Origin of the sequence: Paraburkholderia sp. Ac-20336, from assembly GCF_017105025.1 — a bacterium.
Taxonomy (GTDB): domain Bacteria; phylum Pseudomonadota; class Gammaproteobacteria; order Burkholderiales; family Burkholderiaceae; genus Paraburkholderia.
In genome coordinates this window covers 17,957-36,674 of record NZ_JAAGPS010000013.1, presented here as the reverse complement: position 1 = coordinate 36,674, position 18,718 = coordinate 17,957, and the positions used below count along the sequence as shown (strand labels likewise).

The window sequence follows — 18,718 nt, the reverse complement described above, 5'->3', positions numbered from 1 at the left end:
GGGAACGCCATGGCAGAGATCAAGAACTACACGCTCAATTTCGGTCCGCAGCATCCGGCAGCGCACGGCGTGCTGCGCCTCGTGCTCGAACTCGACGGCGAAGTCATCCAGCGCGCCGATCCGCATATCGGTTTGCTGCATCGCGCGACTGAAAAACTCGCCGAAAACAAGACGTTCATCCAGTCGGTGCCGTACATGGACCGTCTCGACTACGTGTCGATGATGGTCAACGAGCACGGCTACGTGCTCGCCATCGAAAAGCTGCTCGGCATCGACGTGCCGTTGCGCGCGCAATACATCCGCGTGCTGTTCGACGAAGTCACGCGCGTGCTGAACCACCTGATGTGGATCGGCGCGCACGCGCTCGACGTCGGCGCGATGGCCGTGTTCCTGTACGCGTTCCGCGAGCGCGAAGACCTGATGGACGTGTACGAAGCGGTGTCCGGCGCACGGATGCACGCGGCTTACTATCGTCCGGGCGGCGTCTATCGCGATCTGCCTGACGCAATGCCGCAATACAAGGCGTCGAAGATTCGCAATGCGAAGGCGTTGTCGAAGATGAACGAGACTCGTCAGGGTTCGCTGCTCGATTTCATCGACGACTTCTTTACGCGTTTCCCGAAGTGCGTCGACGAATACGAAACGCTGCTTACCGACAACCGGATCTGGAAGCAGCGTCTGGTCGGCATCGGCGTGGTCAGTCCGGAGCGCGCGCTGCAGCTCGGTATGACCGGCGCGATGCTGCGCGGTTCGGGCATCGAGTGGGACCTGCGCAAGAAACAGCCGTACGAAGTCTATGACAAGCTCGATTTCGACATTCCGGTGGGCGTGAACGGCGACTGCTACGACCGCTATCTGGTGCGCGTCGAAGAAATGCGCCAGTCCACGCGAATCGCGAAGCAGTGCATCGAGTGGCTGCGCAAGAATCCGGGCCCGGTGATGACGAGCAATCACAAGGTTGCGCCGCCGTCGCGCGTCGGCATGAAGTCGAACATGGAAGATCTGATCCACCACTTCAAGCTGTTTACCGAAGGCTTCCATGTGCCTGAAGGCGAAGCGTATGCCGCGGTCGAACATCCGAAGGGCGAGTTCGGCATCTATCTGATCTCGGACGGCGCCAACAAGCCGTATCGCCTGAAGATCCGCGCACCGGGCTATGCGCACCTGTCCGCGCTCGACGAAATGGCGCGCGGCCACATGATCGCCGACGCCGTGACGATCATTGGTACGCAGGACATCGTGTTCGGCGAAGTGGATCGCTAGGACGTATTCATCGACGCGCGCGGCCGGTTTTCGCACCGGCACGCGCGTCAAGCAAAGGAACGCCGGGTCTGTCGCAGTGTCATGTCGGCGACAGGTTTTCGTTCGGTAGGAATTGAAAGAGTCGTGTCTGAAAATGATCTCAGCTGAAGGCCTGAAAGAAATCGATCGTGCGATCGCGAAGTACCCCGCCGATCAGAAACAGTCCGCCGTGATGTCGGCGTTGGCCACTGCTCAGGAAGAGCATGGCTGGCTGTCGCCCGAACTCATGCAGTTCGTCGCGGATTATCTCGGCATGCCGGCAGTCGCCGTGCAGGAGGTCGCGACTTTCTACACGATGTACGAGACCTCGCCGGTCGGCAAGTACAAGATCACGCTCTGCACGAACCTGCCGTGCCAGCTCGGCCCGGAAGGCGGCTCCGAAAGCGCCGCCGAATATCTGAAGCAGAAGCTCGGTATCGACTTCGGTGAAACCACGCCCGACGGCAAGTTCACCCTGAAAGAAGGCGAGTGCATGGGTTCGTGCGGCGATGCGCCGGTGATGCTGGTGAACAACCATCGCATGTGCAGCTTCATGAGCCGCGCGAAGATCGACCAGCTGCTCGAGGAGCTTTCGAAATGACGTGTTTACACGATCGTCACATCAAACCGCTGATTCTCGCCGGGCTGAACGGCGATAACTGGCATCTCGAAGATTACGTGGCGCGCGGCGGTTATGCCCAGCTGCGCCGCATCCTGGAAGAAAAGATTCCGCCCGAGCAGGTGATTGCCGATGTGAAGGCATCGGGTCTGCGTGGCCGTGGCGGTGCGGGCTTCCCGACCGGCCTGAAGTGGAGCTTCATGCCGCGCCAGTTTCCGGGCCAGAAGTACCTCGTCTGTAATTCGGACGAAGGCGAGCCGGGCACGTTCAAGGACCGCGACATCCTGCGCTTCAATCCGCATTCGCTGATCGAAGGCATGGCGATCGGCGCGTACGCGATGGGCATCACGGTCGGCTACAACTACATTCACGGCGAAATCTGGGACGTCTATAAGCGCTTCGAAGAGGCGCTGGAAGAAGCGCGCCGCGCCGGGTTCCTCGGCGACAACATCATGGGCTCGGGCTTCTCGTTTCAGCTGCATGCGCACCACGGTTACGGCGCCTACATCTGCGGCGAAGAAACTGCGCTGCTCGAATCGCTCGAAGGCAAGAAGGGCCAGCCGCGCTTCAAGCCGCCGTTCCCGGCGAGCTTCGGCGTGTACGGCAAGCCGACCACGATCAACAACACCGAAACGTTCGCGGCGGTGCCGTTCCTGCTGGCGGTCGGCCCGCAGAATTACCTCGAAATCGGCAAGCCGAACAACGGCGGCACGAAGATTTTTTCGATCTCGGGCGACGTCGAACGTCCGGGCAATTATGAAATTCCGCTCGGCACGCCGTTCGCCACGCTGCTCGATCTGGCCGGCGGCATCCGCGGCGGCAAGAAGATCAAGGCCGTGATTCCCGGTGGCTCGTCGGCGCCCGTGATTCCGGGCGAGATGATGATGCAGACCGACATGGATTACGACGCGATCGCGAAGGCCGGCTCGATGCTCGGTTCGGGCGCTGTGATCGTGATGGACGAGACGCGCTGCATGGTGCGCTCGCTGCTGCGTCTGTCGTACTTCTATTACGAAGAGTCGTGCGGTCAGTGCACGCCTTGCCGCGAAGGCACGGGCTGGCTGTATCGCGTCGTGCATCGTATCGAGCATGGCCTCGGCCGTCAGGAAGATCTGGATCTGCTGAACTCGGTCGCGGAAAACATCATGGGCCGCACGATCTGCGCGCTCGGCGACGCGGCGGCCATGCCGGTTCGCGGCATGCTCAAGCACTACTGGGACGAATTCGAGTATCACGTCGCCCACAAGCATTGCCTCGTTGGCGGTCATGCCGGCACGGCGGCGACGCCGGAGACCGTGGCTGCCTGACGATGGCTGCCCGAGTCGAGCCGGCAGGGTTGGCAGACAGATAACTACCGGATAACTACCCGACGTACACCTCAACCGCAGGATTCATCGCCCGAAGCGGGCGCTGAACAGGCGAACGATTGAGCGGTAACAGGTTAAGGAAGATTGACCATCATGGTTGAACTGGAAATAGACGGCAAGAAAGTCGAGGTGCCTGAAGGCAGCATGGTGATCCAGGCTGCGCATAAGGTCGACACGTACATTCCTCACTTCTGCTATCACAAGAAGCTGTCGATTGCGGCCAATTGCCGGATGTGTCTGGTCGATGTCGAGAAGATGCCGAAGGCCGTGCCCGCATGCGCGACGCCGGTGTCGGCCGGCATGATCGTGCGCACCCAATCGGACAAGGCGGTGAAGGGCCAGCAAGCCGTGATGGAGTTCCTGCTGATCAACCATCCGCTCGATTGCCCGATTTGCGACCAGGGCGGCGAATGCCAGCTGCAGGATCTGGCCGTCGGTTACGGCAAGTCGTCGTCGCGCTATAGCGAAGAAAAGCGCGTGGTGTTCCACAAGAACGTCGGCCCGCTGATCTCGATGGAAGAAATGTCGCGCTGCATCCACTGCACGCGTTGCGTCCGCTTCGGCCAGGAAATCGCCGGCGTGATGGAACTCGGTATGCTTGGCCGCGGCGAGCATTCTGAAATCACCTCGTTCGTCGGCAAGACGGTCGACTCCGAACTGTCGGGTAACATGATCGACCTGTGCCCGGTCGGCGCGCTCACGAGCAAGCCGTTCCGCTACAGCGCGCGGACGTGGGAGCTGTCGCGCCGCAAGTCGGTGAGCCCGCACGATTCCGTCGGCGCGAACCTCGTCGTGCAGGTCAAGAACAATCGCGTGATGCGTGTTCTGCCGTTCGAAAACGAAGCCATCAACGAATGCTGGATTTCGGACAAGGACCGCTTCTCGTATGAAGGCCTCAACAGCCCCGAGCGTCTGACCAAGCCGATGCTCAAGCAGGGCGGCCAGTGGGTCGAAACCGACTGGCAGACGGCGCTCGACTACGTGGTCAAGGGTCTGAAGGGCATCAAGGGCGACCACGGTGCGAATGCGCTCGCAGCGCTTTCCAGCGCGCATAGCACGATCGAAGAACTGTTCCTGCTCAAGCAGATTGCGCAAGCGGTCGGCACGCCGAATGTCGACTTCCGTCTGCGCCAGTCCGATTTCTCGGCGCCAGTGACCGGCGCGCCGTGGCTCGGCACCGCCGTCGCCGAACTGTCGAATATCGACGCGGCGCTCGTGATCGGTTCGGACCTGCGTCGCGATCATCCGCTGTTCGCAGCGCGTCTGCGCCAGGCGGCCAAGGGCGGCACGCAACTCACGCTCGTGCAGGCCACGAACGACGACGCACTGATTCCGCAAGCTCAACGCGTGGTGGCGGCACCGTCGGCATGGCTCGATGTGCTCGCGGGCATCGCCGGCGCGGTCGCGCAGGCAAAGGGCGTGGCACTGCCGGAAGCGTTCGTGGGCACGCAGCCTACCGATGCTGACAAGCAGGTTGCAGATTCGCTCGCCACGGGCGAACGCCGTCTCGTGCTGCTCGGCAACGAAGCGGTGCGTCATCCCGACTTCGCCGCGATCCACGCGGCGGCGCAATGGATTGCCGAGGCAAGCGGTGCGACGCTCGGCTTCCTCACGGAAGCGGCCAACACGGTCGGCGCGCACCTTGTGAACGCGCTGCCGGGCGAAGGCGGCCTGAACGCCCGCGAAGTGTTCGAACAGCCGCGCAAGGGTTATCTGCTGCTGAATCTCGAACCGGAATTCGATACCGCCAATCCGGCGCAGGCGCTCGCCGCGCTGAAGCAGGCCGAGATGGTCGTCGTGATGTCGCCGTTCCAGACCGGCGCCGACTACGCCGACGTGCTGCTGCCGATCGCGCCGTTCACGGAGACGGGCGGCACCTTCGTCAACGCGGAAGGCACGGTGCAGCCGTTCAACGGCGTCGTGCGTCCGCTCGGCGACACGCGTCCGGCATGGAAGGTGTTGCGTGTGCTCGGTAGCCTGCTCGGCGTGCCGGGTTTCGACTACGACACGGTCGAGGAAGTGCGCGCGGCTGCGCTCGGCGACGGCGAGCTGAACTCGCGTCTGTCGAACCGCACCAGCGTCACGGTGACGCGCGGCAAGGCGGCCAAGGCGGTGGAAGGCCGGTTCGAGCGTCTCGCGAACGTGCCGATCTATCATGCCGACGCGCTCGTGCGTCGCGCGGAGTCGCTGCATCTGACTGCGGCCGCACGTGTGGCGAACTCGGTCGGCCTGCCGGCTGCGCTGTTCGACAAACTGGGTTTGAAGGAAGGCGACGCGGTACGCGTGCGCCAGGGCGAGCAAGCGGTGCAGTTGCCGGCCGTGCGCGACGCGAATCTTGCGGAAACGGTGGTCCGCGTGTCGGCGGCTACACCTGCCGGTGCAGCGCTGGGCAGCCTGTTCGGTGAACTGCTGGTGGAGAAGGCGTAAATGAGCTTGTTCGATACGATCAACTCGGGCGGGTCCCAGCTTCTCGGTGTCGCTTGGCCCACGGTGTGGGCGCTCGTGCGCATCCTGGTGGTGGCCGTTGTGATCCTGCTGTGCGTGGCTTACCTGATCCTGTGGGAACGTAAGCTGATCGGCTGGATGCACGTGCGTCTCGGCCCGAACCGCGTCGGCCCCGCCGGCCTGTTGCAGCCGATCGCCGACGTGCTGAAGCTGTTGCTCAAGGAAGTGATCCAGCCCGCCCAGGCGAGCCGCTGGATCTACCTCATCGCGCCGATCATGGTGGTGGTGCCGGCCTTCGCGGTCTGGGCAGTGATTCCGTTCCAGGCGGGCGCGGTGCTCGGCGACATCAACGCGGGCCTGCTGTACGCGATGGCGATTTCGTCGATCGGCGTGTACGGCGTGATTCTGGCCGGCTGGGCGTCGAACTCGAAGTACGCGTTCCTCGGCGCGATGCGCGCCGCGGCGCAAATGGTTTCGTACGAAATCTCGATGGGCTTCGCGCTCGTGGTCGTGCTGATGACGGCCGGCACGCTGAACCTGTCGGGCATCGTCGGCTCGCAGGAGCACGGCTTCTTCGCCTCGCACGGCCTGAACTTCCTGTCGTGGAACTGGCTGCCGCTCCTGCCGATGTTCGTCGTCTACTTCATCTCGGGCATCGCCGAAACGAACCGTCACCCGTTCGACGTGGTGGAAGGCGAATCGGAAATCGTCGCGGGCCACATGATCGATTACTCGGGTATGGCGTTCGCGCTGTTCTTCCTCGCCGAGTACATCAACATGATCGTGATCTCGGCATTGGCTGCAACTCTGTTCCTCGGCGGCTGGAGCGCACCGTTCGGTTTCCTGTCGTTCATCCCGGGCATCGTCTGGCTCGTCGCCAAGGTTTTCTTCCTGTTGTCGGTATTCATCTGGGCGCGCGCCACGTTCCCGCGCTACCGCTATGACCAGATCATGCGTCTCGGCTGGAAGGTGTTCATTCCGGTCTGCGTGGTGTGGCTGGTGGTGGTCGGCTTCTGGATCATGTCGCCGTTGAATATCTGGAAATAAAGGGCGGACGAACCTATGACCGCAATCCAAAACTTCTTCAAGACTTTCTTCCTCACGGAACTGCTCAAGGGTCTCGCGCTGACCGGACGTTATACGTTCCAGCGCAAGGTCACGGTGCAATTCCCGGAAGAGAAGACTCCGATCTCGCCGCGTTTTCGCGGTCTGCATGCGCTGCGCCGCTATGAAAACGGCGAAGAGCGCTGCATCGCCTGCAAGCTGTGCGAAGCGGTATGCCCGGCGCTCGCGATCACGATCGAATCGGAAACGCGCGCGGACAACACGCGCCGCACGACGCGCTACGACATCGACCTGACCAAGTGCATCTTCTGCGGTTTCTGCGAAGAAAGCTGCCCGGTCGACTCGATCGTCGAGACGCACATTCTCGAGTATCACGGCGAGAAGCGCGGCGACCTGTACTTCACGAAGGACATGCTGCTGGCTGTCGGCGATCGCTATGAAGCGGAGATCGCCGCCAACAAGGCTGCCGACGCACCGTATCGTTGAAGTGCTTTTCCGTTGATGCAGTAATAGCGGCAGTAAAAGCAGTAACACGGCCTGCTGTCGGGCCGAGCGCCGCGGTCTGAACGCCGCGGCACGGCGCACCTGTGCGACTGTTCTGGCGGTTCGCCCGCTTTTGCTGACCACGCGTGCCAAAGAACAATGCCTGACGATGGCCTAACGATGAACCGGTAATCATGGAATTCACGACCGTACTGTTCTACATCTTCGCGCTGCTCCTGGTTGTCTCGGGGCTGAAGGTGATCATCTCGCGCAACCCGGTGGCGTCCGCACTGTTCCTGGTGCTGGCGTTCTTCAACGCAGCGGCGATCTGGATGCTGCTCGAGGCCGAGTTCCTCGCGATCCTGCTGGTGCTCGTCTACGTCGGCGCGGTGATGGTGCTGTTCCTGTTCGTCGTGATGATGCTGGACATCAATCTCGACGTGCTGCGCAAAGACTTCAAACGCTTCGTGCCGATGGCGACGGTGGTGGGCGCGATCATCGTGATCGAGACCGCACTGATCCTGTGGCACGGCTACGGCGCGACGTCGACGGTGCTGCACGATACGGCCGCGGCCGCGAACGGCATGGGCGACTGGTCGAACACCCGCCTGATCGGCAAGATCATTTACACGGACTACATCTTCGCGTTCGAAGTCGCCGGCCTGATACTGCTGGTGGCGATCATCGCTGCGATCGCGCTGACCACGAGCCACAAGAAGGACAGCAAGCGGCAGAACGTCAGCGCGCAGGTCAAGGTGCGTGCGCAGGACCGCGTGCGCGTCGTGAAGATGGCGTCGGAGAAAACCGCGGCGACCCTCGCCGCGGAAGAAGCCGCAGCTGCGGCGGCAGCGGCAGCCGACTCGGCACCTGCCAAGAACAGCTGAGCGGACAGGAGATAGAAATCATGTTGACCCTAGCCCATTACCTTGTCCTCGGTGCGATCCTGTTTGCGATCAGCATCGTCGGCATTTTCCTGAACCGCCGTAACGTCATCATCATCCTGATGGCGATCGAACTGATGCTGCTCGCGGTGAACACCAATTTCGTCGCGTTCTCGCACTACCTCGGCGACGTGCATGGCCAGATCTTCGTCTTCTTCGTGCTGACGGTGGCGGCCGCGGAAGCGGCGATCGGCCTCGCAATTCTGGTGACCCTGTTCCGTAGTCTCGACACGATCAATGTCGAGGATCTCGATCAGCTCAAAGGTTAATTTCAGGAAAAGCGGTTATGTCCACGATACTCAATGAAAACCTGCTGTTGGCAATTCCGCTGGCACCGCTTGCCGGTTCCCTGGTTGCAGGGCTGTTCGGAAAGGCGGTAGGGCGAGCCGGCGCGCATTCGGTCACGATCCTCGGCGTCGCGGTTTCGTTCATCCTGTCGGTCATGGTCTTCTTCCAGGTGATGGACGGCGCGAGTTTCAACGCGACCGTTTATGAATGGATGTCGATCGGCAAGACGCAGCTCGAAGTCGGCTTCCTCGTCGACTCGCTGACCGCGATGATGATGTGCGTCGTGACCTTCGTGTCGCTGATGGTGCACATCTACACGATCGGCTACATGGCCGACGACGACGGCTACCAGCGCTTCTTCTCGTACATCTCGCTGTTCACGTTCTCGATGCTGATGCTCGTGATGAGCAACAACTTCCTGCAACTGTTCTTCGGCTGGGAAGCGGTGGGTCTCGTGTCGTACCTGCTGATCGGCTTCTACTTCAAGCGCGAGTCGGCGATCTACGCGAACATGAAGGCGTTCCTCGTGAACCGCGTCGGCGACTTCGGCTTTCTGCTCGGCATCGGCCTGCTGTTCGCGTTCGCCGGTTCGATGAACTACGGCGAAGTCTTCGCGAAGCGCACCGAACTCGCGGCGCTGAATTTCCCGGGCACGGACTGGGGCCTGCTCACGGTTGCGTGCATCTGCCTCTTCATCGGCGCGATGGGTAAGTCGGCCCAGTTCCCGCTGCACGTGTGGCTGCCGGACTCGATGGAAGGCCCGACGCCGATCTCCGCGCTGATTCACGCGGCAACCATGGTGACGGCCGGTATCTTCATGGTCACGCGTATGTCGCCGCTGTTCGAACTGTCGGATACGGCGCTGTCGTTCGTGATGGTCATCGGTGCGATCACGGCGCTGTTCATGGGCTTCCTCGGCATCGTCCAGAACGACATCAAGCGCGTGGTCGCTTATTCCACGCTGTCGCAGCTCGGTTACATGACGGTCGCGCTCGGCGCCTCGGCCTACTCGGTCGCCGTGTTCCACCTGATGACGCACGCGTTCTTCAAGGCACTGCTGTTCCTCGGCGCGGGTTCGGTCATCATCGGCATGCACCACGATCAGGACATGCGCAACATGGGCGGCCTGCGCAAGTACATGCCGATCACGTGGATCACGTCGCTGATCGGTTCGCTTGCGCTGATCGGCACGCCGTTCTTCTCGGGTTTCTACTCGAAAGACTCGATCATCGACGCGGTGAAGCTGTCGCATCTGCCGGGTTCGGGCTTCGCCTACTTCGCGGTGGTCGCGAGCGTGTTCGTGACTGCGCTGTACTCGTTCCGTATGTACTTCATGGTGTTCCACGGCAAGGAGCGCTTCCGCGGTCCGAAGCATCCGGAATCGCCGATGGGTATCGAAGCCGCGGCGCATGCGCATGACGCGCACGGCCACGACGATCACGGTCACGCTCATGGTCACGATGATCACGCTCACGAGCCGCACGAAACGCCGTGGGTCGTGTGGGTGCCGCTGGTGCTGCTGGCGATTCCGTCGATCGTGATCGGTGCGATCGGTGTCGGTCCGATGCTGTTCGGCGACTTCTTCCAGCATGGCGTCGCGTTCGACAAGGTGATCTACATCGGCGAGAACCATCCGGCGCTGCACGAAATGGCCGAAGAGTTCCAGGGCTGGGCGTCGATGGGTCTGCACTCGGTGTCGGGCCTGCCGGTGTGGCTCGCGCTCGCCGGTGTCGTAGTTGCATGGTTCCTGTATCTGATCCGTCCGGACCTGCCGGCTGTCATCAAGCGCGCGTTCGGCCCGATCTACACGTTGCTCGATAACAAGTACTACATGGACAAGATCAACGAAGTCGTGTTTGCTCGCGGCGCGGTGGCAATCGGCCGGGGTCTGTGGAAGGAAGGCGACGTGGTCGTGATCGACGGCATCGTCAACGGCAGCGCACGCTTTATCGGCTGGTTCGCGAGCGTGATCCGCTTCCTCCAATCCGGCTACATCTACCACTACGCGTTCGCCATGATTATCGGCATGCTGGGGCTCCTGACCCTGTTTGTAACGCTCGGCGGCAAATAAGGCGAGGGACACTCATGCACGCTTATCCGATTCTCAGCATCGCGATCTGGTTGCCGATTCTCTTCGGCCTGCTGGTCCTCGCGATCGGCAAGGACGACAACCCGGCGCCGGCGCGCTGGATCGCGCTGATCGGCTCGGTCCTGAGCTTCATCGTCACGCTTCCGCTGATCACCGGTTTCGATTCGAGCACGGCGGATCTGCAGTTCGTCGAGCAGGCGAGCTGGATCGAGCGCTTCCACATCGCGTACCACCTCGGCGTGGACGGCATTTCGATGTGGTTCGTCGTGTTGACCGCGTTGATTACGGTGATCGTCGTGATCGCCGCGTGGGAAGTGATCACGAAGAACGTCGGCCAGTACCTCGCGGCGTTCCTGATCCTCTCGGGCATCATGGTCGGCGTGTTCAGCGCGGCCGACGGCATGCTGTTCTACGTGTTCTTCGAAGCGACGCTGATCCCGATGTACATCATCATCGGCGTGTGGGGCGGGGCGAACCGCGTGTATGCGGCGTTCAAGTTCTTCCTGTACACGCTGATGGGCTCGCTGCTGATGCTGGTCGCGCTGCTGTATCTGTACAACGAAACCGGCACGTTCGATCTCGCCACGTGGCAGCACGCGCAGATCGCGATGACGCCGCAGGTGCTGTTGTTTATCGCGTTCTTCATGGCCTTCGCGGTGAAGGTGCCGATGTGGCCGGTGCATACGTGGCTGCCCGATGCGCACGTGGAAGCGCCGACCGGCGGCTCGGTCGTGCTGGCCGCGATCATGCTGAAGCTCGGTGCGTACGGTTTCCTGCGCTTCTCGCTGCCGATCGCGCCTGACGCGAGCCATTTCCTCGCGCCGGTCGTCATTACGCTGTCGCTGATCGCGGTGATCTACATCGGCCTCGTCGCGATGGTGCAGGCCGACATGAAGAAGCTGGTCGCGTATTCGTCGATCGCGCACATGGGCTTCGTTACACTCGGCTTCTTCATCTTCAACCAGCTCGGTGCGGAAGGCGCGATCGTGCAGATGATCTCGCACGGCTTCGTGTCGGGCGCGATGTTCCTGAGCATCGGCGTGCTGTACGACCGCATGCATTCGCGTCAGATCGCCGATTACGGCGGCGTCGTCAACATGATGCCGAAGTTCGCGGCGTTCGCGATGCTGTTCTCGATGGCGAACTGCGGCTTGCCGGGCACCTCCGGTTTCGTCGGCGAATTCATGGTGATCCTGGCGGCTGTCCAGTACAACTTCTGGATCGCGGGCGGTGCGGCGGTTACGCTGATCCTCGGCGCGGCCTACACGCTGTGGATGTACAAGCGCGTGTACTTCGGCGCGGTCGCGAACGACCACGTGAAGCATCTCGCCGACATCAGCCGTCGCGAATTTTTCATGCTGGCAGTGCTCGCCGCACTGACGCTGTTCATGGGGCTGTACCCGAAGCCCTTTACCGATGTGATGCACGTATCCGTGGAAAACCTCCTCTCCCACGTTGCTCAATCGAAGCTGCCGTTGCCTCAGTAACGACGAGCGGAGGAATTTAAGACCATGCAAAACGCCCCTATGACTGCTCTGTTGCCCGACGCGTTGCTGATGCTGGCCGTTGTCGTCGCGTGGCTCAACGACACGTTCGTCGGCCCGGACGGTCGCCGCACCACGTATTTCATCGCGTTCTTCTCGACGCTGGTCGCCGGCATCTGGTTCGCGATGAATGCGTTCGATCCGCAGGTGCATTACTTCTTCGACCACATGTACGTGGTCGATTCGTTCGCCAACGTGATGAAGGCGGTGGTGTCGCTCGGCTACGCGGTGTCGATCGTTTATTCGCGCCGTTATCTTGAGGACCGCGGCCTGTTCCGCGGCGACTTCTTCCTGCTCGGCATGTTCTCGCTGCTCGGCCAGATCGTGATGATCTCGGGCAACAACTTCCTGACGCTGTATCTCGGTCTCGAACTGATGTCGCTGTCGCTGTATGCGGTGATCGCGCTGCGCCGCGAAGTGGCGTCGTCGAACGAAGCGGCGATGAAGTACTACGTGCTCGGCGCGCTCGCTTCGGGCTTCCTGCTGTACGGTATCTCGATGCTGTACGGCGCGACCGGCTCGCTCGACCTCAACGAAGTGTTCAAGGCGATCGGCACGAGCCACTACGATCCGAGCGTGCTGCTGTTCGGCGTGATCTTCATCGTGGCCGGCGTGGCGTTCAAGATGGGGGCGGTGCCGTTCCACATGTGGGTGCCCGACGTGTACCAGGGCGCACCGACGGCGATGACGCTCACGGTTGGCGGCGGTCCGAAGGTCGCGGCATTCGCGTGGGGCCTGCGCTTCCTCGTGATGGGCCTGCTGCCGCTCGCGGTCGAATGGCAACAGATGCTCGTGATCCTCGCGGCGCTGTCGCTGATCGTCGGCAACATCACCGGTATCGTGCAGCGCAACGTCAAGCGGATGCTTGCGTACTCGGCGATCTCGAACATGGGCTTCGTGCTGCTCGGCCTGCTCGCTGGCGTAGTCGACCAGAAGACCACGGGCGCCGCGAGCGCGTACGGTTCGGCGATGTTCTACAGCATCGTCTACCTGATCACGACGCTCGGCACCTTCGGCGTCATCATGCTGCTCGCCCGCCGCGATTTCGAAGCGGACACGCTCGAGGACTTCAAGGGCCTCAATCAGCGCAGCCCGGTGTTCGCGTTCGTGATGATGATCATGATGTTCTCGCTCGCGGGCATTCCGCCGGCAGTCGGCTTCTATGCGAAGCTCGCCGTGCTGCAGGCGACGATGAACGCCGGTCTGACCTGGCTCACGGTTCTGGCGGTTATCACCTCGCTGTTCGGCGCGTTCTACTACCTGCGTATCGTCAAGCTCATGTACTTCGACGAGCCGCAGGACAAGTCGCCGATCGTCGCCGACACGAGCACGCGCGCGCTGCTCGCGCTCAACGGCGTGGCCGTGCTGGTGCTCGGTATCGTGCCCGACCCGCTGCTGCGCGCCTGCCTGCAGGCTATCCAGCACACGCTGCTGCTCTGATGTCCGCTGCGGGTTGGTTTATCGTGCTGTTGGCGTTCGTGGGCGCCAACCTGCCGTTCCTGAATCAGCGCCTCTTCGCCGCCGTGCCGTTGAAAGCGGCGAAGAAAAGCGCCTGGCTGCGGATTGCCGAACTGATCGTGTTGTATTTCGTGGTTGGCGCGCTGGGTTTTCTGCTCGAAGCGCGCGCGGGAAACCGCTTCGAACAGGGCTGGCAGTTCTATGCGATCACGTTTGCGCTGTTCGTCGTGTTCGCTTTTCCCGGCTTTACCTTCCAATATCTCGTCAAACGCCGCTGACGGCGTCCCGCCGTCGCGCACCAGGCTGTTTTGAGGTCCGCACATGGCTGAACTTCCCAATCACGATGCCGCGCTAACCGAGACGTGTATCGACAGCAAGACGGTTCATCAAGGGCCGTTCATGACGGTCAAGTACGATACGGTCCGGTTGCCTGACGGTAAGCAGGCGACCCGCGAATACGTCAAGCATGCGGGTGCCGTCATGGTGATTCCGCTATTCGACGACGGTCGCGTGCTGCTTGAGAGCCAGTATCGCTATCCGATGGGCAAGGTCATGGTCGAGTATCCGGCCGGCAAGCTCGATCCGAACGAAGGCGCGCTGGCCTGCGCGGCGCGCGAGTTGCGCGAGGAAACCGGCTATACCGCGCGCGAGTATGTGTACCTGACGCGCATCCACCCGATCATTTCGTATTCGACCGAGTTCATCGACATCTATCTTGCACGCGGATTGGTCGCCGGCGAGCGCAAGCTCGACGAGGGCGAGTTCCTCGAACTCTTTACGGCGAAGTTCGAGGACGTATCCGAATGGGTGCGCACCGGCAAGATCACCGACGTGAAGACGATTATCGGCACGTTCTGGCTGGAGAAGGTGCTCTCGGGCGCCTGGCCGACGGCGACGCCGGAGACGGTATAAGTCTGGCGCTGCCAGATATCCGGCCTATAACACGAGAAGCCCCTGCCGGTCGATGACCGGCAGGGGCTTTGTCATTGGGCAACGCTTTTTCTCCGACACCTGAATATCCGTTTTTCATAGGCCATCTGGCTGGCTCGTCGAGTCGTTCGCGTGTCGCTAGTATGAGCTTTCCGGTCACCGCGTTCGTCATCGTTTTTATTTTGAATAACGAACGATAGGCAGCGAAGAGGTCTGACTTTGAAAGTCTTTGTAGTTGTCGATTGACAACTTATGAGGCGTCGGTTAAATTGGAGGTGTCGATGGTTAGAGGAAAGCACGCGAAGAAGGAGATCGAAGCGGCATTGGTCTACGCGGAGAAGCATGGCTGGCGCGTCCAGGATGGTGGGAGAGGTCACGCGTGGGGAAAAATCTACTGTCCTTATAAAGAGGCGGAATGCCGCTGCGGAGAGTTCTGTATATCGAGTGTCTGGAGTACGCCGAAGAATTCGGGCAATCACGCCAAGCACTTGCGGCGTATCGTCGACAACTGCACGGCTCGTGCGGTAACGGGGCGTGTGGCGCCGAACATGAAAGGCGCAAACCTGGGCTGAATGAAGACAGGAGTAACGTATGGAATATGTGTTCACGTTGAAATACCGGCTCGCAGCCGAAGACTGCGATGCCGACGAGATCGTCGAACGGCTGGGCGAAGCAGGGTGCGACGACGCCACGGTCGGCGTGGGACAACCGGGACGCTTGGGGCTGCTGTTTTCCCGCGAAGGTGCATCTGCGCTCGAGGCTGTCGTCAGCGCGCTCAAGGATGTCAAACGCGCGGTGCCGTCTGCGCAGCTTGTAGAGGCGGGGCCCGATTTCGTTGGCTTGACCGATGCGGCGGAAGTCGCCGGCGTATCGCGGCAGAACATGCGCAAGCTGATGCTGAGCCACGCCACGGACTTCCCTCCGCCTGTCCACGAAGGGAGTACGTCGGTGTGGCATCTGTCCGACGTGCTTGAGTGGCTCACTTCGCGCGGCGGATACAACATCAAGGCAGACGTGGTGGATGTTGCAAAGCTGGCGAAACAGATCAATCTTGCCCGGGGGGCGCGTCAGATCGAAGCGCGCGTCAGCCGCCGGATTGAAAGCCTCGTCGCGTAAGCGTGGTGCGGGGCATGCCGGTGTAGAGAGCCCTTAAGCATGATGGGTGAGCGGTCCAGCAGGGTTCGTCAGGCGAAACCGGTACGGCTCACGTGGCGACTTGCCTTCGGCAGCGCCTGGCGCAAAGCGTTAAAATCGCCCACCGCGCCCGATTTGTTCACTACGTCCAACTCTGGAGCATCGATCTTAAATTTTACGAACGATCGTTCATAAATTTTCTTTTTGCGCTAAACTGGCACGCAAGCCCTGATTCCACATGAAGGTCCTCGATTTACAGTGTCCGCATGGCCATCGGTTCGAAGGCTGGTTCGCTTCGGCTGATGACTTCGAATCGCAGCAGTCTCGCAAGCTCGTCGAATGTCCGATCTGCGGTGCGAACGAAGTGAGCCGCTTGCCGTCGGCACCGCGCCTGAATCTGTCGGGTGCGGCTGACACGAAAGCGCCGGCGGATACCGGTGACATGCAGGCGCGTGTCATGCGCGCACTGCGCGAGGTACTGGAAAAGACCGAGAACGTGGGCGACCGCTTCGCCGAGGAAGCGCGGCGCATTCACTACAACGAAGCGCCCGCACGCAATATTCGTGGTGTCACGACACCGGAAGATGCGCGTGCCTTGGTCGAGGAAGGCATCGAAGTGATGCCGCTGCCAGTCCCGGCTGCCCTGAAGGAACCGCTGCAATAGCGCGGTGCCTGCTGGCGCCAGGTGGTGGCGGCCAGGAGACACTACGCATGAATCTGGACTATTCCTCCGCTGAAGACGCGTTCCGCGCCGACATCCGCGCCTGGCTCGAGGCGAATCTGCCCCGTGAGCTGAGCGACAAGGTACTCAATCACAAACGTCTTTCCCGCGAAGATTTCGCTAGCTGGCACAGGTTGCTCGGCACGCGAGGCTGGTCGGTGGTTGCGTGGCCGCGCGAATATGGCGGCCCGGGCTGGGATGCGACCCAGCGGCATATCTGGGAGGAAGAGTGCGCGCGAGTTGGTGCGCCTTCCGTGCTGCCCTTCGGTGTATCGATGGTCGCACCCGTGCTGATGAAATACGGCAACGAGGCGCAGAAGCGCCACTATCTGCCGCGTATTCTCGACGGCACAGACTGGTGGTGCCAGGGCTATTCCGAGCCGGGTTCGGGCTCGGATCTCGCATCGCTGCGCACCCGTGCCGAGCGCGTCGGCGATCATTACGTGGTCAATGGCCAGAAAACTTGGACCACGCTGGGCCAGTACGCCGACATGATGTTCTGCCTCGTGCGCACCGACAGCGGGGCCAAAAAGCAGGAAGGCATTTCGTTTCTGCTGATCGATATGAAAACGCCGGGCATCACCGTGCGGCCGATCATCACGCTCGACGAAGATCACGAAGTCAACGAGGTGTTTTTCGAAGACGTGAAAGTGCCGCTCGAGAATCTGGTCGGCGAGGAAAATCGCGGCTGGACGTACGCGAAATACCTGCTAGGTCATGAGCGCACCGGCATCGCGCGGGTCGGCACCTCGAAGCGTGAACTCGTCTTTCTTAAGCGCGTCGCGCTGAATCAGAAGAAGAACGGCAAGCCGTTGCTGCTGGACCCGGTCTTTGCCGCGAAGGTCGCGAATCTCGAAATCGAGTTGATGGCGCTCGAAGTCACCGTGCAGCGCGTGGTTGCCAACGAGGCGGGCGGACGCGGGCCGGGCCCGGAAGCGTCGATGCTGAAAATCAAAGGCACCGAAGTGCAGCAGGGCTTGACCGAGCTGATGTTCGAAGCGATTGGTCCGCTTGCCGCGCCGTTCGACGTGCCGTTCCTCGAAGGCGAGCGCGAGCACAGCCTCGCCGGCGATGACGATGCCGCGCCGCTCGCTGCGTACTACTTCAACTTCCGCAAGACGTCGATCTACGGCGGCTCGAACGAAATTCAAAAGAACATCATCGCGCAGATGATTCTCGGACTTTGAGGAGCGGCGCATGGACTTCACTTTCAACGACGAACAACAGCAATTTGCCGACGCGCTGCGCCGCTATCTCGAGAAAAGCTACGGCTTCGAGGCGCGTCAGGCGATCGTGCGCTCGGAAGCCGGTGTGTCGGCCGCGCACTGGGCCGCGTTCACCGAACTCGGTTTGACCGCGCTGCCGGTGCCGGAAGCGCAGGGCGGTTTCAACGGTGGTCCGATCGACATGCTGGTGGTCATGCAGGAACTCGGTCGCGCGCTGGTCATCGAGCCGTATTGGGCGACCGTGGTCGGCATCGAGGCACTACGCATAGCGGGCACGAGCGAAGGCGAAGACGCCGCGTTGCTCGAGCGCGCGGCGCAGGGCGAATGCAAACTGGCCGTGGCCTTTCATGAACCGCACGCACGTTACGATCTGTTCGACATCGCCACGACGGCGAGCGCTCAGGGCGAGCAGTACGCGCTAGGTGGCACGAAGTCGGTCGTGCTGCACGGCGCGCAGGCGGATCACTGGATCGTGCCGGCACGCCTGAATGGCGAGATCGCGCTTTTTGTCGTGGCGCGCGGCGCGGCCGGTGCCAAAGTCACCGAATATCGCACCATCGACGGCCAGCGCGCGGCCACGCTCGAATTCACCGGCACGCCCGCGCGTCGGCTCGCCGGTCAGCACGCGGGCGCGGTGGCGCTCGAACAGATCGCCGACTACGGCACGTTGCTGCTGTGCGCGGAGGCGATCGGCGCGCTCGACGCGCTGAACCACGCCACCGTCGACTACACGAAAACGCGCCAGCAGTTCGGCCAGCCGATCGCGCGTTTCCAGGCGTTGCAGCATCGTATGGTCGAGATGCTGATTCACGCGGAACAGGCGCGCTCCATCACCTATCTCGCTGCGATGCGCTATGCGAGCGAAGATGCCGACGAACGCCGTCGCGCAATTTCGGCGGCAAAGGTGCGCGTCGGTCAGGCGGCGCGTTTCGTCGGTCAGCAGGCGGTGCAGTTGCATGGCGGCATGGGCGTCACGAACGAGGTAGCGGCGGCGCATCTATTTAAGCGCCTCGCGATCATCGAGACCACGCTTGGCGACGTCGATCATCATCTTGCGCGGTTCGCCACGCTTCCCGGCTTTGCCGTCGCCGAAGACTGATCGGCGCAATTCAACCGGATCAAGGAGA

General features: G+C 61.7%; 18 protein-coding genes. All 18 read left to right on the top strand.

Going from position 1 to position 18,718, the window contains the following annotated elements; translation table 11 throughout:
* The first annotated feature begins 9 nt into the window (after positions 1-9).
* Positions 10-1,263, top strand: a complete 1,254-nt coding sequence (locus tag GXB81_RS07500) for an NADH-quinone oxidoreductase subunit D (protein WP_167047738.1) — start codon at positions 10-12, stop codon at positions 1,261-1,263.
* Positions 1,264-1,396: 133 nt separating this feature from the next.
* Positions 1,397-1,882, top strand: coding sequence for an NADH-quinone oxidoreductase subunit NuoE (gene nuoE, locus GXB81_RS07495; RefSeq protein WP_167047735.1), 486 nt, complete (start codon positions 1,397-1,399; stop codon positions 1,880-1,882).
* Positions 1,879-3,207, top strand: coding sequence for an NADH-quinone oxidoreductase subunit NuoF (nuoF, locus tag GXB81_RS07490; RefSeq protein ID WP_167283364.1), 1,329 nt, complete (start codon positions 1,879-1,881; stop codon positions 3,205-3,207). The genes nuoE and nuoF overlap by 4 nt, the downstream gene beginning before the upstream one ends.
* A 153-nt stretch (positions 3,208-3,360) precedes the next feature.
* Positions 3,361-5,694: an NADH-quinone oxidoreductase subunit NuoG gene (gene nuoG, locus GXB81_RS07485; protein WP_167047729.1), complete on the top strand. Its 2,334-nt coding sequence runs from the start codon at positions 3,361-3,363 to the stop codon at positions 5,692-5,694.
* Positions 5,695-6,759 (top strand): NADH-quinone oxidoreductase subunit NuoH, encoded by a 1,065-nt coding sequence (gene nuoH, locus GXB81_RS07480; RefSeq protein WP_167047726.1) that lies wholly within the window; start codon positions 5,695-5,697, stop codon positions 6,757-6,759.
* 15 nt (positions 6,760-6,774) lie between these two features.
* Positions 6,775-7,263 carry an NADH-quinone oxidoreductase subunit NuoI gene (gene nuoI, locus GXB81_RS07475; RefSeq protein ID WP_012432383.1) on the top strand — a complete coding sequence of 163 codons (489 nt, stop codon included), beginning with the start codon at positions 6,775-6,777 and terminating at the stop codon, positions 7,261-7,263.
* A gap of 191 nt (positions 7,264-7,454) precedes the next feature.
* Complete coding sequence (locus GXB81_RS07470) at positions 7,455-8,144, top strand: NADH-quinone oxidoreductase subunit J (RefSeq protein ID WP_205988769.1); 690 nt, start codon at positions 7,455-7,457, stop codon at positions 8,142-8,144.
* Positions 8,145-8,164: 20 nt separating this feature from the next.
* On the top strand, positions 8,165-8,470 hold the full coding sequence (gene nuoK, locus GXB81_RS07465; RefSeq protein ID WP_006052894.1) for an NADH-quinone oxidoreductase subunit NuoK: 306 nt from the start codon (positions 8,165-8,167) through the stop codon (positions 8,468-8,470).
* Positions 8,471-8,487: 17 nt separating this feature from the next.
* Positions 8,488-10,560, top strand: a complete 2,073-nt coding sequence (gene nuoL, locus GXB81_RS07460) for an NADH-quinone oxidoreductase subunit L (protein WP_167047721.1) — start codon at positions 8,488-8,490, stop codon at positions 10,558-10,560.
* A gap of 14 nt (positions 10,561-10,574) precedes the next feature.
* Positions 10,575-12,065, top strand: coding sequence for an NADH-quinone oxidoreductase subunit M (locus tag GXB81_RS07455; RefSeq protein ID WP_167047718.1), 1,491 nt, complete (start codon positions 10,575-10,577; stop codon positions 12,063-12,065).
* 24 nt (positions 12,066-12,089) lie between these two features.
* A complete protein-coding gene (gene nuoN, locus GXB81_RS07450; RefSeq protein WP_167047715.1) occupies positions 12,090-13,562 on the top strand; it encodes an NADH-quinone oxidoreductase subunit NuoN in 1,473 nt (490 codons plus the stop codon).
* Positions 13,562-13,858 (top strand): DUF2818 family protein, encoded by a 297-nt coding sequence (locus GXB81_RS07445; protein ID WP_167047712.1) that lies wholly within the window; start codon positions 13,562-13,564, stop codon positions 13,856-13,858. Before nuoN ends, GXB81_RS07445 begins: the two co-directional genes overlap by 1 nt.
* 43 nt (positions 13,859-13,901) lie before the next feature.
* Positions 13,902-14,492: an NUDIX hydrolase gene (locus GXB81_RS07440; protein ID WP_167047709.1), complete on the top strand. Its 591-nt coding sequence runs from the start codon at positions 13,902-13,904 to the stop codon at positions 14,490-14,492.
* A 299-nt stretch (positions 14,493-14,791) separates the two neighbouring features.
* Complete coding sequence (locus tag GXB81_RS07435) at positions 14,792-15,082, top strand: hypothetical protein (protein ID WP_167047706.1); 291 nt, start codon at positions 14,792-14,794, stop codon at positions 15,080-15,082.
* A gap of 19 nt (positions 15,083-15,101) precedes the next feature.
* On the top strand, positions 15,102-15,626 hold the full coding sequence (locus GXB81_RS07430) for a DNA-binding protein (protein WP_205988768.1): 525 nt from the start codon (positions 15,102-15,104) through the stop codon (positions 15,624-15,626).
* Positions 15,627-15,882: 256 nt separating this feature from the next.
* On the top strand, positions 15,883-16,308 hold the full coding sequence (locus GXB81_RS07425; protein ID WP_167047700.1) for a DUF1178 family protein: 426 nt from the start codon (positions 15,883-15,885) through the stop codon (positions 16,306-16,308).
* Positions 16,309-16,355: 47 nt separating this feature from the next.
* Positions 16,356-17,552 (top strand): acyl-CoA dehydrogenase family protein, encoded by a 1,197-nt coding sequence (locus GXB81_RS07420; RefSeq protein WP_167283370.1) that lies wholly within the window; start codon positions 16,356-16,358, stop codon positions 17,550-17,552.
* Between the two features lie 10 nt (positions 17,553-17,562).
* A complete protein-coding gene (locus GXB81_RS07415; RefSeq protein WP_167047694.1) occupies positions 17,563-18,690 on the top strand; it encodes an acyl-CoA dehydrogenase in 1,128 nt (375 codons plus the stop codon).
* Positions 18,691-18,718: the final 28 nt, after the last annotated feature.

Coding starts and splice junctions, on each gene's coding strand:
- GXB81_RS07415 (WP_167047694.1), top strand. CDS start 17,563: ATGGACTTCACTTTCAACGACGAACAACAGCAATTTGCCGACGCGCTG.
- nuoH (WP_167047726.1), top strand. CDS start 5,695: ATGAGCTTGTTCGATACGATCAACTCGGGCGGGTCCCAGCTTCTCGGT.
- GXB81_RS07420 (WP_167283370.1), top strand. CDS start 16,356: ATGAATCTGGACTATTCCTCCGCTGAAGACGCGTTCCGCGCCGACATC.
- nuoE (WP_167047735.1), top strand. CDS start 1,397: ATGATCTCAGCTGAAGGCCTGAAAGAAATCGATCGTGCGATCGCGAAG.
- GXB81_RS07445 (WP_167047712.1), top strand. CDS start 13,562: ATGTCCGCTGCGGGTTGGTTTATCGTGCTGTTGGCGTTCGTGGGCGCC.
- GXB81_RS07470 (WP_205988769.1), top strand. CDS start 7,455: ATGGAATTCACGACCGTACTGTTCTACATCTTCGCGCTGCTCCTGGTT.
- GXB81_RS07455 (WP_167047718.1), top strand. CDS start 10,575: ATGCACGCTTATCCGATTCTCAGCATCGCGATCTGGTTGCCGATTCTC.
- nuoK (WP_006052894.1), top strand. CDS start 8,165: ATGTTGACCCTAGCCCATTACCTTGTCCTCGGTGCGATCCTGTTTGCG.
- nuoL (WP_167047721.1), top strand. CDS start 8,488: ATGTCCACGATACTCAATGAAAACCTGCTGTTGGCAATTCCGCTGGCA.
- nuoF (WP_167283364.1), top strand. CDS start 1,879: ATGACGTGTTTACACGATCGTCACATCAAACCGCTGATTCTCGCCGGG.
- GXB81_RS07425 (WP_167047700.1), top strand. CDS start 15,883: ATGAAGGTCCTCGATTTACAGTGTCCGCATGGCCATCGGTTCGAAGGC.
- nuoG (WP_167047729.1), top strand. CDS start 3,361: ATGGTTGAACTGGAAATAGACGGCAAGAAAGTCGAGGTGCCTGAAGGC.
- GXB81_RS07430 (WP_205988768.1), top strand. CDS start 15,102: ATGGAATATGTGTTCACGTTGAAATACCGGCTCGCAGCCGAAGACTGC.
- GXB81_RS07435 (WP_167047706.1), top strand. CDS start 14,792: ATGGTTAGAGGAAAGCACGCGAAGAAGGAGATCGAAGCGGCATTGGTC.
- GXB81_RS07500 (WP_167047738.1), top strand. CDS start 10: ATGGCAGAGATCAAGAACTACACGCTCAATTTCGGTCCGCAGCATCCG.
- nuoN (WP_167047715.1), top strand. CDS start 12,090: ATGCAAAACGCCCCTATGACTGCTCTGTTGCCCGACGCGTTGCTGATG.
- nuoI (WP_012432383.1), top strand. CDS start 6,775: ATGACCGCAATCCAAAACTTCTTCAAGACTTTCTTCCTCACGGAACTG.
- GXB81_RS07440 (WP_167047709.1), top strand. CDS start 13,902: ATGGCTGAACTTCCCAATCACGATGCCGCGCTAACCGAGACGTGTATC.